The 14,551-nt window shown below is 74.5% G+C and carries 16 protein-coding genes and 1 riboswitch; of the genes, 2 read left to right on the plus strand and 14 right to left on the minus strand.

Annotation, left to right across the window (positions count from 1 at the left end; translation table 11 throughout):
- Positions 1–89 precede the first annotated feature (89 nt).
- From QE405_RS07830 to ligD, 10 genes are all read right to left on the minus strand, one after another.
- Entirely contained in the window at positions 90–542 is a 453-nt protein-coding gene (locus QE405_RS07830) for a PH domain-containing protein (RefSeq protein WP_307199636.1), read from the minus strand.
- Positions 526–1,407 (minus strand): ATP phosphoribosyltransferase, encoded by an 882-nt coding sequence (gene hisG / locus QE405_RS07835; protein ID WP_307199637.1) that lies wholly within the window; start codon positions 1,405–1,407, stop codon positions 526–528. The genes QE405_RS07830 and hisG overlap by 17 nt, the downstream gene beginning before the upstream one ends.
- 43 nt (positions 1,408–1,450) lie before the next feature.
- Positions 1,451–1,714 carry a phosphoribosyl-ATP diphosphatase gene (locus tag QE405_RS07840; RefSeq protein ID WP_163772826.1) on the minus strand — a complete coding sequence of 88 codons (264 nt, stop codon included), beginning with the start codon at positions 1,712–1,714 and terminating at the stop codon, positions 1,451–1,453.
- An 11-nt stretch (positions 1,715–1,725) separates the two neighbouring features.
- Positions 1,726–2,220 carry a 6,7-dimethyl-8-ribityllumazine synthase gene (ribH, locus tag QE405_RS07845; RefSeq protein WP_307199638.1) on the minus strand — a complete coding sequence of 165 codons (495 nt, stop codon included), beginning with the start codon at positions 2,218–2,220 and terminating at the stop codon, positions 1,726–1,728.
- Positions 2,217–3,623, minus strand: coding sequence for a bifunctional 3,4-dihydroxy-2-butanone-4-phosphate synthase/GTP cyclohydrolase II (locus QE405_RS07850; RefSeq protein WP_307199639.1), 1,407 nt, complete (start codon positions 3,621–3,623; stop codon positions 2,217–2,219). Before QE405_RS07850 ends, ribH begins: the two co-directional genes overlap by 4 nt.
- An 11-nt stretch (positions 3,624–3,634) precedes the next feature.
- The gene (gene pnuC, locus QE405_RS07855; protein ID WP_307199640.1) at positions 3,635–4,372 is read right to left on the minus strand and encodes a nicotinamide riboside transporter PnuC; all 738 of its coding nucleotides are present in this window, start codon (positions 4,370–4,372) and stop codon (positions 3,635–3,637) included.
- The gene (locus tag QE405_RS07860; RefSeq protein WP_307199641.1) at positions 4,369–5,016 is read right to left on the minus strand and encodes a riboflavin synthase; all 648 of its coding nucleotides are present in this window, start codon (positions 5,014–5,016) and stop codon (positions 4,369–4,371) included. The genes pnuC and QE405_RS07860 overlap by 4 nt, the downstream gene beginning before the upstream one ends.
- 1 nt (position 5,017) lies before the next feature.
- The gene (ribD, locus tag QE405_RS07865) at positions 5,018–6,082 is read right to left on the minus strand and encodes a bifunctional diaminohydroxyphosphoribosylaminopyrimidine deaminase/5-amino-6-(5-phosphoribosylamino)uracil reductase RibD (RefSeq protein WP_307199642.1); all 1,065 of its coding nucleotides are present in this window, start codon (positions 6,080–6,082) and stop codon (positions 5,018–5,020) included.
- Between the two features lie 103 nt (positions 6,083–6,185).
- Positions 6,186–6,315, minus strand: a riboswitch (FMN riboswitch).
- 92 nt (positions 6,316–6,407) lie between these two features.
- On the minus strand, positions 6,408–7,070 hold the full coding sequence (rpe, locus tag QE405_RS07870; protein ID WP_307199643.1) for a ribulose-phosphate 3-epimerase: 663 nt from the start codon (positions 7,068–7,070) through the stop codon (positions 6,408–6,410).
- Positions 7,071–7,081: 11 nt separating this feature from the next.
- Positions 7,082–8,080 carry a non-homologous end-joining DNA ligase gene (ligD, locus tag QE405_RS07875; RefSeq protein WP_307199644.1) on the minus strand — a complete coding sequence of 333 codons (999 nt, stop codon included), beginning with the start codon at positions 8,078–8,080 and terminating at the stop codon, positions 7,082–7,084.
- Positions 8,081–8,161: 81 nt separating this feature from the next.
- Here ligD and QE405_RS07880 point away from each other — a divergent pair, with 81 nt between their 5' ends.
- Both QE405_RS07880 and QE405_RS07885 read left to right on the plus strand, forming a co-directional pair.
- Entirely contained in the window at positions 8,162–8,794 is a 633-nt protein-coding gene (locus QE405_RS07880; RefSeq protein WP_307199645.1) for an ArsR/SmtB family transcription factor, read from the plus strand.
- A complete protein-coding gene (locus QE405_RS07885) occupies positions 8,791–10,188 on the plus strand; it encodes an MFS transporter (RefSeq protein ID WP_307199646.1) in 1,398 nt (465 codons plus the stop codon). The genes QE405_RS07880 and QE405_RS07885 overlap by 4 nt, the downstream gene beginning before the upstream one ends.
- 6 nt (positions 10,189–10,194) lie before the next feature.
- Here the strand turns inward: QE405_RS07885 and QE405_RS07890 are convergent, their stop codons facing one another.
- The 4 genes from QE405_RS07890 to QE405_RS07905 are packed head-to-tail and all read right to left on the minus strand — an operon-like array spanning position 10,195 to position 14,478.
- Positions 10,195–11,910, minus strand: a complete 1,716-nt coding sequence (locus QE405_RS07890) for a polynucleotide kinase-phosphatase (protein ID WP_307199647.1) — start codon at positions 11,908–11,910, stop codon at positions 10,195–10,197.
- On the minus strand, positions 11,907–12,752 hold the full coding sequence (locus QE405_RS07895; protein WP_307199648.1) for an AAA family ATPase: 846 nt from the start codon (positions 12,750–12,752) through the stop codon (positions 11,907–11,909). Before QE405_RS07895 ends, QE405_RS07890 begins: the two co-directional genes overlap by 4 nt.
- On the minus strand, positions 12,745–14,199 hold the full coding sequence (locus QE405_RS07900) for a 3' terminal RNA ribose 2'-O-methyltransferase Hen1 (RefSeq protein WP_307199649.1): 1,455 nt from the start codon (positions 14,197–14,199) through the stop codon (positions 12,745–12,747). The genes QE405_RS07895 and QE405_RS07900 overlap by 8 nt, the downstream gene beginning before the upstream one ends.
- A 57-nt stretch (positions 14,200–14,256) precedes the next feature.
- On the minus strand, positions 14,257–14,478 hold the full coding sequence (locus QE405_RS07905) for a hypothetical protein (protein ID WP_307199650.1): 222 nt from the start codon (positions 14,476–14,478) through the stop codon (positions 14,257–14,259).
- Between the last annotated feature and the right edge of the window lie 73 nt (positions 14,479–14,551).

The raw sequence follows: 14,551 nt of genomic DNA on the forward strand, positions 1-14,551 counted from the left end.
GCGCCGTACGACCCAACTCGACGCGAACGCCGCGCCGTCCGACCCAACTCGACGCGAACGCCGCGCCGTCCGACCCAACTCGACGCAGGTCAGGCGGCGTCGATGACCTCGCGCAGCTCGCGGACGGCGGTGCGGGCGCGGGAGCCGTCGGAGGCCTGGATGCCGATCGCCGGGCGGGCCGTGCCGTCCGACAGGTCGATCGTGGCCCACGGGGCGCCGTCGGGCATCCGCACCGCGACGACCTGCGCCCACTCGTAGGAGTACCGCCGGTAGCCGTTCACCACGACGAGACCGTCGGTGGTCGCCGTCACGCGGCAGCGCACCACGCCCCAGAGCACCGCGCCGGCACCGGCGAGGAGGAGCAGCATGGTGATGCGCTGGTACCAGGAGAAGTTGTCCCGCACCTCGGCGTCGAGCAGGAACCACGCGGCCAGCATCGCCACCAGGACCGTCGCGCTGGAGAAGCCCGCGGCGATCGAGGTGCCCAGCGGGCGCCACGTGCGGGGCAGCGCCGGCCGACCGGGCTCAGAGGCGGCAGGCATGGATCTCCGTCATGAGGATGCCGCGCGCGCCCAGGTCGTAGAGCTCGTCCATCAGCCGCTGCGCGTTCGCGCGGGGCACCATGACCCGCACCGCGACCCAGCCCTCGCGCTGCAGCGGCGAGATCGTCGGCGACTCGATGCCGGGCGCCGCGGCCGTCGCGGCGGCGACGTCGGTCTCGGCGATGTCGTAGTCCATCATCACGTAGCTGCGCGCCACGAGGACGCCCTCGACGCGCCGCCGGAACACGCGGAGCGCGCCCGCCTGCTCGGCCGTGCGCTCGTCGTCGGGACGGCCGATGAGCACCGCCTCCGACTCCAGGAGCGACGCGCCGAAGGTGGCGAGCCCGGCCTGGCGCAGCGTCGAGCCCGTCTCCACCACGTCGGCGATGACGTCGGCGACACCCAGCTGGATGCTGGTCTCCACCGCACCGTCGAGCCGGGTCACCGTGGCGTCGATGCCGTTCTCGTCGAGGTAGGCCTGCACCACGCCGGCGTACGACGTCGCGATCCGGAGGCCGTGGAGGTCCTCGGGGCCGGAGTACCGACCGGCGGGGCCGGCGAAGAAGAACCGCGAGCGGCCGAAGCCGAGCGGCCGCAGCTCGGCCGCGTTCGCGCCGGAGTCGCGCAGCAGGTCACGGCCGGTGATGCCGATGTCGAGCGTGCCGTCCGCGACGTACAGCGCGATGTCGCGCGGCCGCAGGTAGAAGAACTCGACGCCGTTCTCGGCGTCGACCAGCGTGAGCTTCTTGGAGTCGGAGCGCTGCTTGTAGCCGGCCTCGGAGAGGATCTCGGCCGAGGCGACCGAGAGGGCGCCCTTGTTGGGCACCGCGACGCGGAGCAGGTCGGTCGTGCTGGGGATGGTCATCTCGGGGACTTCCTGGGTGAGCGGACGGACGGGACCGGGGCGCTCACAGATGGGAGTAGACGTCGTCGAGCGTCACGCCGCTCGCGAGCAGCATGACCTGCGCGTGGTAGAGCAGCTGGCTCACCTCGAGCGCCACCTGCTCCTTCGACTCGAAGCGGGCGGCCATCCAGACCTCCGCGGCCTCCTCGACCAGCTTCTTGCCGATGGCGTGCACGCCCGCGTCCAGCTCGGCCACCGTGCCGGAGCCGTCGGGACGCGTGCGGGCCTTGTCCTCGAGCTCGACCCAGAGCTCCTCGAACGTCTTCACGGGCGCTCAGCCTACGGCGTCGCCGCCGTGCTCCCGACCGCGAGGTCCTTCAGCAGCCGCGCGGTCGCCAGGGCCGCCGACGTCGCCTCGTAGCCCTTGTCCTCCGCCGAGCCCTCGAGCCCGGCGCGGTCGAGGGCCTGCGCCTCGGTGTCGCAGGTCAGCACGCCGAAGCCGACGGGCGTGCCGCTGTCGAGCGCCACGCGGGTGAGCCCGTCGGTCGCCGCGGAGCAGACGTACTCGAAGTGCGGCGTGCCGCCCCGGATGACCACGCCGAGGGCCACCACGGCGTCGTGCGTCGCCGCGAGCGCGGCGGCGACGACGGGGAGCTCGAACGTCCCCGGCACCCGTACGACGGTGGGCGCGGTCACCGACGCGTCCGCCAGCGCGCGGTGGGTGCCGGCGAGCAGGCCGTCCATGACGACGTCGTGCCAGCTCGCGGCGACGACGGCGACGGACAGGTCGGACGCGTCACCGGGACGCTGGTCGGGGGCTCCGTGGCCGCTCATCGGCGGTCTCCTTCGAGGTCGTGGGCGTGCCGGTCGTCGTGCACGTTCGGGATGGTCGCGTTGCCGCTCGGGTCGTGCGTCACCGCGTCCACGCGGGGCGGGTCGACCACGAGGTCGGCCTCGTCGGCGAGGGCCGCGTCCCGCAGGTGCGGGTCGGCGATGCGCGCCACGTAGGCGTCGAGGCCGTCGAGCTGGTGGCCCATGCGGTCGCGCTTGGTGCGCAGGTAGGCGATGTTGTGGTCGTTCGGCCGGGGGGCGAGGGGCACGCGCTCGGTGACGTGCACGCCGTACTCCTCCAGGTTCGACGTCTTCTCCGGGTTGTTGGTGAGCAGGCGCACCGAGGAGACGCCGAGGTCGCGGAGGATCTGCGTCGCCGTCCCGTAGTGCCGCGCGTCGGCGGGCAGGCCGAGGTCGAGGTTGGCGTCCACGGTGTCGCGGCCGCCGTCCTGCAGCTGGTAGGCCTGCAGCTTGGCGACGAGGCCGATGCCCCGGCCCTCGTGGCCGCGGAGGTAGACGACGACGCCGCGGCCCTCCTCGACGATGCGGGCCAGCGACTCGTCGAGCTGCGGGCCGCAGTCGCAGCGCTGCGAGCCGAAGACGTCGCCGGTGAGGCACTCCGAGTGCACGCGCACCAGCACCGGGTCGGCCTCGCTCGCGTCCGAGATGTCCCCGTGGACCAGGGCGACGTGCTCGCTGCCGTCGATCGTGATGCGGTAGCCGACGGCGGTGAACTCGCCGTGCGCCGTCGGGAGGCGGGTCTCGGCGACCCGCACCGCGTGCTGCTCGGTGCGGCGGCGGTAGCGCACGAGGTCCTCGATCGAGATCATCGCGAGGTCGTGCTCGTCGGCGAAGGCCCGCAGCTCCGGAGCGCGCTTCATGGTGCCGTCGTCGTTGACGATCTCGACCAGCACGCCGGCGGGCGTGAGGCCGGCCATGCGCGCCAGGTCGACCGCGGCCTCGGTATGGCCGCGCCGCACGAGCACGCCGCCCTCGCGGTAGCGCAGCGGGAACACGTGGCCCGGGCGCGTCAGCTCCCAGGGCTCGGTCGCGGAGTCGGCGAGCACCTTCACCGTGCGGGCGCGGTCGGCCGCCGAGATGCCGGTCGTGGTGCCGTCGCGGGCGTCGACGGAGATCGTGTACGCCGTGCGCAGCGGGTCGCGGTTGTGGGGCGTCATGAGCGGGATCTCGAGCCGGTCGAGCATGTCGCCGGGCATCGGGGCGCAGATCACGCCCGAGGAGTGCCGGATGGTGAAGGCCATCAGCTCCGGCGTCGCCTTCGCGGCGGCGAAGATGATGTCGCCCTCGTTCTCGCGGTCCTCGTCGTCGACGACGACGACGGCCTTGCCGGCGGCGATGTCGGCGACGGCGCGCTCGACGGAGTCGAGACGGACTCTCTCGCTCATGGTGGTTCTCCTCAACGTGCGGCCGGCTCGGGCGCCGTGCCGGTGGGATCGGGGGTGGCGGGGTGGATCGGGGGGTGCCCGAGGGACTGCTCGAGGGGACGCAGCCGACGCTCGGCCCGCAGCCAGGTCACGAAGCCGAGCACGACGAAGCCGGCGTAGACCAGGTACATGACCGCCGTCGGGTAGTACCCCGCCTCGAGCAGGGTCGTCACGCCGACCACGTCGACGGCGAGCCAGACGAGCCAGAACTCCACCCAGCCGCGCGCCATGCCGTAGGTCGCCAGCATCGAGCCCGCGAGGATCCACGCCTCCGTGGCGGGTCCCCAGGAGCCGAGCCGCTGGAGCACGACGTACGCCGCGGCGTACCCCACGACGCCGAGGAGCACGAGCTGGACCCAGCCGGCGACGCCGGCCCAGCGCGGCACGACGGCCCCGCCGTCCGGGGCGCCACCGGCCCGGCGGGCGGCGCGCCAGCGCCACCAGCCGTAGACGCCGACGGCAGCGAAGAAGACCTGGCGGCCGGCCTGGCCCCACAGGGGGTCCGCGACGACGTTGCTCAGCTCGCCCCACGCGAAGACGCCGAAGAGCAGGACGTTGCCGACGAGGCCGACGGGCCACGCCCAGACGACGCGGCGCATGCCGAGCAGGGCGCTCGCGAGGCCGAAGAGGTTGCCGACGACCTCGGGGACCGAGAGGTAGCCCGAGCCGACGGCGACGTGGCCGTGCAGCAGCCACTCGAGGGGACTCATGCCGCTCCGCCCTCCGCCTGGCGGGCGGCGATGCGGGCGAGGGCCTCGTCCGCGTAGCCGCCGACGACGAGACGCTCCACGTGCTTGGCGATCACGTCGACCTCGAGGTTGACGGGCTCGCCGACCGCGCGGAAGCCCAGCGTCGTGCGGGCGAGGGTCTCCGGGATGAGGCTGACCGTGAAGCTGCTCTCGCCGACCTCCACCAGCGTCAGGCTGATGCCGTCGACCGTGATGGAGCCCTTCTCGACGAGGAAGCGGGCCAGCTCCGCCGGGTAGCCGATCTCCACGACGGTCCAGTGCTCGCTCGGGCGCCGGTCGAGCACCCGCCCGACCCCGTCGACGTGGCCCTGCACGACGTGGCCGCCGAGGCGCTGGTCGGCGCGGACCGCGCGCTCGAGGTTGACGCGGTCCCCCGGCGTGCGCTCGCCGAGGGTGGTGCGCCGCAGGGACTCGGCCATGACGTCGGCGGTCCAGCGGGTGCCGTCGTGCTCGGTGATGGTCAGGCAGCAGCCGTCGACCGCGATCGAGTCGCCGAGGTGCGCGTCCTCGAGCACGACCGCGGTCTCCACGACGAGCCGTACGGCGTCGCCCTGGTCCTCGATCGCGGCGATCGAGCCGAGCTCCTCCACGATGCCGGTGAACATCTCAGGCCTCTCCTTCGCGGGTCGGCGGCCGGAGCACCAGCCGCACGTTGGTCTCGTCGCCCTCGCCGACGACGCCGGCGTCGACGACGCGCAGGTGCAACGCATCGGTGATCGTCGTGATGCCCAGGTCGGCGACCGCGTTGCGGCCGGCGCCGAGCAGGAGGGGCGCGACGTAGACGACCACCTCGTCGACGAACCCGTCCGCGACGAACGCGGCCGCCAGCGTGGGGCCGCCCTCGAGGAACACGTGGCGGGCCTCGCGGGCGTGGAGCGCCTCGAGGGCCTCGCGGGGCGACCGGGTCCGCAGGTGCAGCGTCTCCGCGTCCGGACCGAGCACCCGGGCGTCGCCGGGCAGGTCGCGCTCCCCCATGACCACGCGGAGCGGCTGCACGGGGAGCGGCTGGTCGTCCGCGTCGCGCACGGTGAGGAGCGGGTCGTCGGTCACGATCGTGCCCGTGCCGACGAGCATGACGTCGCACTCCCCGCGGAGCCGGTGGGTGTCGCGGCGCGCCGCCGGCGAGCTGATCCAGCGGCTCGTGCCGTCCGCGGCGGCGCTGCGTCCGTCGAGCGTCGTGGCGAACTTCCAGGTCACGAAGGGGCGGCCGTGGGTCACCGCGAACGTCCACGCCCGGTTGAGCTGCGCGGCCTCGCCCGCGAGCACGCCCTCGACGACCTCGACGTCCGCCTCCCGGAGCGTCGTCGCTCCTCCGGCCGCGAGCGGGTTCGGGTCGGCCTGGCCCACGACCACGCGGGCGACGCCGGCTGCCAGGAGCGCCTGGGCGCAGGGCCCGGTGCGGCCCGTGTGGTTGCAGGGCTCGAGGGTCACGACGGCGGTCGCACCCCGCACCTCGGCTCCCGCCGCGGCCGCCCGGGAGAGCGCGTCCACCTCGGCGTGCGGCGTACCGGCGCCCCGGTGGTAGCCCTCCGCCAGCACCGCGCCGTCGGGGGCGAGCAGGACGCAGCCGACGCGGGGGTTCGGGCCGGGGACGCCGTGCACGCGCGCCAGGAGCAGCGCGCGCTCCATGGCGTCGCGCTCGGCGCTCGTCGTGCTCGCGGTGTGCGTCATGCCCTGCTTCCCGGCTACGTCGCGGGCGCCGGGGCGCTGCGGGATGCTCGGGCGGGGCGGGTCGTGCGCGTGCTGCCGCGGAGGCCGCACGAGGACGACCGTCCTGCGTGCGCTTCCCTTCCGGACTCTGACCGTCGGTCCAGGAATTCCACCTGGTCAACCGTCCGCTGGCTGCGGACGGGTCGCGGACTCTCACCGCCGGCTCGGAATTTCACCGACCCCAGTGCACGCGAGTTGGTCAACTCGTCTGGTGGGAATTGAAGCACACGGCACCGGCGGTCGGCGGGGGTCCCGCTCCGTGGACCCCCGTGACCCGCGCACGGGCTCAGGCGCGGGCGGCGTCGCCCTTCGCGCGCAGCGCGGCGATCATCGCGTCGGGGTCGTCGGCGGAGTAGACCGCGCTGCCGGCGACGAACACGTCGGCGCCCGCCTCGGCGCAGCGCTCGATCGTCTCCAGCGAGACGCCGCCGTCGACCTGGAGGAGCGTCCGGACACCGTGCCGCTCGACCATAGCGCGGGCGCGGCGGAGCTTGGGCAGCACGAGGTCGAGGAACTTCTGGCCGCCGAAGCCGGGCTCGACGGTCATGAGCAGCAGCATGTCGAGCTCGGGCAGCAGGTCCTCGTAGGGCTCCACCGGCGTCGCCGGACGCAGGGCCATGCTCGCCCGGCCACCGGCCGAGCGGATCTCCCGCGCCAGGCGCACGGGGGCACGGGCCGCCTCCACGTGGAAGGTCACGGAGGCGCACCCCGCCTCGACGTACGTCGGGGCGTGGCGGTCGGGGTCCTCGATCATGAGGTGCGCGTCGAGCGGGATGTCGGTGGAGCGCGCGAGCGCCTCGACCATCGTCGGCCCGAAGGTCAGGTTGGGGACGAAGTGGTTGTCCATGACGTCGACGTGGACCATGTCCGCGCTCGGGATGCGCGCCACCTCCGCCCCGAGGTTCGCGAAGTCGGCGTTGAGGATGCTCGGCGTGATCTGGATGCCCACGGGCGGCGATCCTAGGCCGTGGGCTCCCCGCCCGGGTCGTCCGGCTCGTCCGGCTCGTCCGGCTCGTCCGGCTCGTCGCGCTCGTCGCGCTCGGCCCACGCGAGCAGCGGGGCGATGTCGAAGACGTGCTCGTCGGCGTGCAGGCCGGCGTGGAGGTCGCCGAGCTCGGCGTACCGCGCCGGGACCGTGAACATCGTGAGGTCCCGCGGGTCGGCGTCGTCGACCTCGTCCCAGCGGATCGGGGTGGAGACACGGGCGTCGGGCAGGCCGCGGAGGGAGTAGGCGCTGGCGATCGTGTGGTCGCGGGCGTTCTGGTTGAAGTCGACGAAGACCGCGGCGGGGTCGCGGTCCTTGCGCCACCAGGCCGTCGTCACGAGCTCGGGCGCACGCCGCTCGACCTCGCGGGCGAAGGCGCGCGCCGCGCGGCGTACGTCGCCGTGGCCGTGCTCGGCGGCGATCCGGACGTAGACGTGGAGGCCCTTGCTCCCGCTGGTCTTCGGGTAGCCGACGGCGCCGAGCTCGTCGAGCACCTCGTGCGCCACATGGGCGACGCGACGGATCGTGGCGTAGTCGCAGCCCGGGCCGGGGTCGAGGTCGATGCGCCACTCGTCGGGCTGCTCCACGGCACCCCGACGGCTGTTCCAGGGGTGGAACTCCACGGTCGACATCTGGACCGCCCAGATGACGGCGGCCGGCTCGGTCACGCACAGCTCGTCGGCGGTGCGCTTCCACCGCGGGAAGAACAGCTCGACGGTCTCGACCCAGTCGGGCGCGCCGGCGGGCAGGCGCTTCTGGTGGACCTTGTCGCCCGCGAGGCCCTTCGGGAAGCGGTGCAGCATGCACGGTCGTTCGTGCAGCGCGCCGGTGATCCCGTCGGCGACGGCGAGGTAGTACTCGACGACATCCAGCTTGGTGGCGCCCGACTCCGGGAAGTAGACGCGGTCGGGGTTGGAGATCCGCACGACGCGGTCCTCGACCTCGATCTCCACGGCGGGCGGCTTCGACGGCACGTGACCACCCTAGTGACGGGGCGGGCGGGTCACCGATGGTCGGCACTTGCGAAACGTACGGCTTCCGCCGACCATACGACCATGACCGACCGTACGCCGCCCCGCTCACCCGACTACGACCTCGCCGACGAGCTGGCCGTCGAGCGGCCGGAGCAGTACCGCGCCCTCTTCGAGGACACGCGAGCGCGGATCGTCACGCTCCTGCTCGACCGCGCCGCGACGACCACGGAGCTCGCCGAGGTGCTGGGCAAGCCGAAGGGCACGGTCGGTCACCACCTCAAGGTCCTCGAGGACGCGGGCCTGGTGCGGGTCGTGCGCACCGAGCGGGTGCGGGCCCTGGAGGCGCGCTACTACGGACGCACGGCCCGGGTGTTCTGGTACGACCACGTCGCCGAGGCCCGCGGCGAGGCCGCCCGCACCCTGACCCGGGCGGCGCAGCAGGCCGCCGGGACCGACGAGGTGGCCGCCCGCGAGGCGGGCATGCAGCCGCCGTTCGCCTACCTGCGCCAGGCGCGCATCCCCGCCGAGCGTGCCCACGCCTGGCACGAGCGGCTGGCGGCCCTCATCGACGAGTTCCTCGAGGAGCCCGCGGAGGGCGACGTGACCTACGCGCTCGTGGTCGGGCTCCACCCCGCACCCGGCCTGCGACCGGGGCAGCGGGCGGAGCAGCCGGCGGAGCAGTCGCCGGAGCCGTCGCCGGAGGGGACGGCGTGAGCGGAGGCGAGCTGGCTCCCGCGACGGCCGCGCCCGCGGCCCTGGGCCCGCGGTTCCGCCGCTTCCTCGTCTCCGCCGCCGCGGCGAACCTCGGCGACGGCCTGATGACGGTCGCGCTCATGTGGCTGGCGTCGTCGATCACGCGCGAACCGGCCGCGATCGCCCTCATCGGCCTCGCCAACCGGCTGCCCTGGCTGCTGCTCAGCCTCCCCGCCGGCGTCATCGTCGACCGCGTCGACCGACGCCGGCTCGTCGTCGCGATGGACGCCGTGCGGTGCGCCACCGTGCTGCTGCTCGGGCTCGTCGTGGTGATCGTGCAGTCGGACCTGCCCTCCCCCGCCGCGCTGGCCGCCGGCGCCGACGCGCCCGCGGCCGCGGGCCTCCTCATCGGGCTCCTCGCGCTCAGCTCGCTCGTGCTCGGCTGTGCCGAGGTGCTGCGGGACAACGCGGCCCAGACGCTCCTGCCCGCCCTGGTCGAGCGACCGCAGCTCGAGAAGGCCAACGCGCGTCTGTGGAGCGCCGAGATCAGCGCCAACCAGTTCGTCGGTCCACCGCTGGGCGGGGTGCTCGTGGGCATCGCGGTGGCCCTGCCGTTCCTGCTCAACGCCGGCCTGCTCGGGCTCAGCGCCGTGCTGCTGCTCGGGATGAGCGGGCTCTACCGGGCGCGGCCGGCGGAGGCGCCCGAACCCGTCGACCCCGGGGCGGACGACGCGAGCGCCGTGGCGGCATCGTTGCCGACGGCGCGGTCCTGGCGCGCCGACCTCGCCGAGGGCATCACCTGGCTGTGGCGGCACCGCCTCCTCCGGACGCTCGCACTGATGCTCGGCGTGATGAACCTGATGGGCGCCGCCGCCTTCGCCGCCGTCGTGCTGTTCGTGCAGGAGGTGCTCGGTGTGCTCGACGGCTGGGCCTTCGGCCTCGTGCTCACCGGATCGGCGATCGGGTCGGTCGTGGCGGGACTCGTCAGCGAGCGGATCGTGCGGCGTCTGTCCCCCGGGCCCACGCTCCTGCTCGCCGTCGCCGGCATGGGCCTCGGCCTCGCGGCCGCCGGGCTGTCGTCGTCGCCCTGGCTGTTCTGGAGCATCGAGCTGGTCACCGGCCTCACGGTCGTGCTCTGGAACGTGGTCACCGTCTCCCTGCGCCAGCGCATCATCCCCGACCACCTGCTGGGCCGGGTCAACGCGGCCTACCGGTTCTTCGGCTGGGGGATGATGGCGCTCGGCGCCCCCCTCGGTGCCCTCGTCATCCACCTCCTCGAGCCCGAGGTCGGTCGTGAGACGGCGCTGCGCGCGCCGTACCTGCTGGGGGCGGCCGCCTACCTCGTCATGGTGCCGATCGTGCTGACCCGGCTGCGGACCGTGCACCTGCGTGCTGCGGAGGAGGCCGCTGCCTGAGGGGCCTCAGAGCCGCGGGTCCACCGGCTCCGACTCGAGCGCCAGCACGGCGAACACCCGCTGGTGCACCTCCCACAGCGGGTCCCCCGCGACGAAGCGCACGAGCGCGTCGAGGCCGAGCCCGTGCTCCTTGAGCGCCAGGTCGCGCTTGCGCCCCAGGTGCCGCTGGCGGAGCACGTCGAGGGCGTCGAGGTAGTCGGGGCCGTAGATGATGCGCAGGTACTCCCGCCCGCGCACCTTGACGCCCGGCTGCACGCGCCGGCCGTCACCCGGTACCGGCACGTCGTCGGCCGGCTTGACGACCATGCCCTCGCCGCCCGCTGCGGTGAGGTCCAGCCACCACTGGGTCGCAGCAGCGCGCTGCCCGGCGTCCGCCAGGTCGACGAAGCGGTGCCGGGTCGGCGTCACCAGCGGGTGACCGTGCATCGTCGCGACCTGCTCGAGGTGCCAGCGGTGGGACCGCGTCGCGGCGTACGCCTCCCCCTCGCCCGCCAGCACCGCGAACGGCGCCACGGTGACCCCGTCGAGCCCGTCGGTGGGGCGCACGTAGCCGCGGTAGGCGTCGCGGAAGGCCGCAGCGGCGTGGGTACGACGACGCGTGCGGTCCGCGAGGGCCGTCAGCGCCGGCGCGTCGAGGCCCCGGGCCAGGGCGGCGTCGAGCGCCTCCTGGGTGGCGGGCAGGGCGACGGAGGCGGCGGCGCCGACCGCGGCGTACTGCTCACGGATGAGCTCCCCCGCCTTCGCCGACCAGGGCAGCAGCTCGGTGTCGAGGACGAGCCAGTCGGTGCCGAGGCGCTCGAGAAGCGGCGCCGCGGCCTCGGTGAGGGAGGCGACGAGGCGACGACCGAGCTCGCCCGGGTAGAAGGCACGGCCCGTGCGGGTCACGACCTGGCCCGTCGAGCCGTCGGCGATCCCGAAGCGGCGCTCGGCGGTCGCCGCGTCCCGCGCGAGCACGGCGACGGCCCGCGAGCCCATGTGCTTCTCCTCGCACACGACGGTCGTGACGCCCGCGCGGGTGTACTCCTCGAACGCCTCGTCCGGGTGCTCGAGGAAGCGGTCGAGCGTCGACGTGGCGACGGGCGCCATCGTCGCCGGCAGGTGGACGAGCCAGCGCGGGTCGACCGCGAACCGGCTCATCACCTCGAGCGCGGCGGCCGCGTTCTCCTCCGGCACCTTCACGCGCGGGCCGAACGTCGTGTCCAGCCAGCGCGTGCCGAGGACGTCGGCCGCGGCCAGCGCCCCGGGCTCGCGCTCCGGGACCGTGGGCACGAGGGGGCGGGCGGGCGCGTACCACTCCCGCTCCGCCGGTACGTCGACGAGCTCACGCTCGGGGTAGCGCAGCGCCGTCAGGGCTCCACCGAAGACGACGCCCGTGTCGAGGCAGATAGTGCCGTTGACCCACTCCGCGGTCGGGACCGGCGTGTGGCCGTAGACGACCGTCGCGCTCCCGCGGTAGTCCTGCGCCCAGGGGTAGCGCACGGGAAGGCCGAAGTCGTCGGTCTCGCCGGTGGTGTCGCCGTAGAGCGCGAACGCGCGGACCCGCCGCGAGGAACGGCCGTGGTAGGCCTCCTTGAGGCCCGCATGGGCGACCACGAGCCGGCCCTCGTCGAGCACGTAGTGCGCCACCAGGCCGTCCATGAACGCGGTCATCCGCTCGCGGAACTCGGCGGTCTCCTCCGCCAGCTGGGCCAAGGACTCCTCGAGGCCGTGCGCCACCGTCACCCGGCGGCCCCGGAGCGCGCCCGGACGAGCTTGTCCTCGTGGTTGCCCGTGACGCAGAGGGCCGTGCCCGCCGCGACCATGCCGGACACGAGCCGGAGCACGCCCGGGGTGTCGGGGCCGCGGTCGACGAGGTCGCCGACGAACACCGCGGTGCGGCCCTCGGGGTGGTGGGCGCCGACGGCCCGCCCCGCGTCGTCGCGCTCGAGCCGCCAGCCGAGCCGCTCGAGCAGGGTGCGGAGCTCGCTGGCGCAGCCGTGCACGTCGCCGACGATGTCGAACGGTCCGGTGAGCTCGCGCCGGTCGTTCCAGGAGCGCTCACGCACGATCGTGGCGGCGTCGACCTCCTCGACGCCGTCGAGCACGTGGACCCGGCGGAAGCCCTCGCGGCGCAGCCCGCGCAGCGAACGGCGAAGGTCGCGGTCGTGCCGCTCGACGATCCGCTCGACGGGCACGCGACCGAAGGTCCGTCCGCTCGCGCGGTGGCGCTCGACGGCGACCCGGGCGGGGACCTTGAGCACGATCGCGTCGACGAGGAGGTCGTGGCTGCGCGCCAGCGACACCAGCTGTGCGCGGGCATCCGACTGCACGTTGGTGGCGTCGACGACCGTCAGGAGGCCCCGGCGCAGGCGGATGCCGACGAGGTGCTGCAGGAGGTCGAACGCGTCGGGCGTCGCCGACTGGTCCTCCGCGTCGTCGGCGACGAGCGCGCGACAGGTGTCGGACGAGACGACCTCGGTCGGGGCGAAGTGGCGCGCGGCGAAGGTCGACTTGCCGCTGCCGGACGCGCCGACGAGCAGCACGAGACCCGCGGCGGGGACACCGAGGGATCGAGGCTCAGCCACGGCGGAACACCCCCATCTGCGTGGGCGCGCCGACCTCGGGATCGACCTCGCCGACCCAGCGGCGCTCGACCGTGTAGCCGGTGCGCGCGGCCACGCCGTCGCACCACGCGGCGAACTCCTCGCGCGACCACTCGAACCGGTGGTCGGGGTGCCGGAACCCGGTCAGGCCGGGGTAGCGGACGTTGTGGTCGGCGTTGGGGGTGGTCACCACGACCGCGCCGGGGCGCGCCTCGCCGAAGACGACACGCTCCAGGGCGGGCAGCCGCTCGGGATCGAGGTGCTCCACGACCTCCATGAGCACGGCCGCGTCGTACCCGGCGAACCGCTCGTCGGTGTAGGTGACCGAGGCCTGGAAGACGCTGATGCGGGCGCGGAGGGCCTCGGCCTGGCGGTCCGGGGTGCGCCGCAGGGAGCGCTCGTCGACCCGGAGCCGGCGCTGCGTGGCGAGCACACCGACGGCGGAGACGTCGGTGCCGGCCACGACGGCGTACGCCGGGCGGGCGAGCACGTCCGCCAGGAGCTGTCCGCCGCCGCAGCCCAGGTCGACGACGCTCGTGGCGCCGGCCGCGGCCAGCTCGTCGAGCACGCCGAGCACCGCCTCGCGGCGCAGCTGGTTGAGGGGCGGGCGGGCCCGCTTGCCCTGGCCCTCCGGCCGCCCGCTCTCGTCGGTCTCGGGCTCGACCTCGGCCGCGGCCCGGCCGTCCAGCTCCTCGAGCCGCGCGAGCGCCTCGCGCGCCAGCGCCCGCCGCCGACCCAGGTAGCGCCGGGTGATGAGGTCCCGCTCCGGGTGGGTGGCGAGCCAGTCGCCGCCCGAGCGGAGGAGCTTCTCGACCTCGTCCGGCGCCTGCCAGTAGTGCTTCGCCTGGTCGAGCGCCGGCAGCAGCACGTGGAGCTGGTTGAGCGCGTCGGCGAGCACGACCCGGCCCCGCAGGGTCAGGTCGAGGTACCGCGACGGTCCCCAGTCCGGGATCGTCTCGTCGAGCGGCACGTCGCGCGCGTCCACCTCCCACCCCAGGGGCTCGAAGATGCGGCGCAGCAGCTCGCGTCCCGTCTCACCGCCGGGGCGGCAGGGCACCGCGGGCAGGCGCACCTCCAGCGGGATCGGCGTGCCCGCGAGCTCGGGGCGTGCGTCGCACCGGCCGCTGCGGGCCGTGCTGAACACCCGGCGGATCGCGACGGCGAGGAGGGAGGACGCCGCGTAGGGCCGGTCGTTGACGTACTGCGCCAGCGAGAAGTCCGGCGTGCCCTGCGGACGGGAGCGCACGAGGCGCACCGGGTCGACGTCGAGCACGAGCGCTGCCGTGCACCGCTCCTCCGTCGCCTCCGGGTAGAAGACCGTCGCCGACCCGAAGGACTGCTCGAACTCCTGCACGCGGTCGGGGTGCTTGAACAGCAGGTACCCCAGGTCGGTCGCGGGCCGGTGGGTGGTCGAGACGGTCAGGAGCACCCCGCCGATCCTGCCAGGGTCGGGCGCCGCCGCGTCCGCATTTTCGGCGGACGGCCCTCAGGCCGTGCGGTTGCTCCCCGGGGTCGCGCCGTCGGACGGGCCGGGACCATCGCGCTCGGTGCGGCCGTGGGCGACGTCCTCGACGTCGTCCCCGTCGGCGGAGGGGATCGCGTCGTCGGAGGGGCCCGTCGTCGCGGGGTCGTCGGGGTCGCGAGCGGCGTCGGACGACACCACCTCGTTGGGCTCGGTGGGGACCTGGTCGTCGGGGTGCTCGCTCATGCGCGCCCGGTAACCGGTCGGCGGGCCCGTAGCCGCACCACCCGAGCGAGTGTCGGTGGGAGGTCGTAGGTTC

Source organism: Nocardioides zeae, from assembly GCF_030818655.1.
Lineage (GTDB): Bacteria > Actinomycetota > Actinomycetes > Propionibacteriales > Nocardioidaceae > Nocardioides > Nocardioides zeae_A.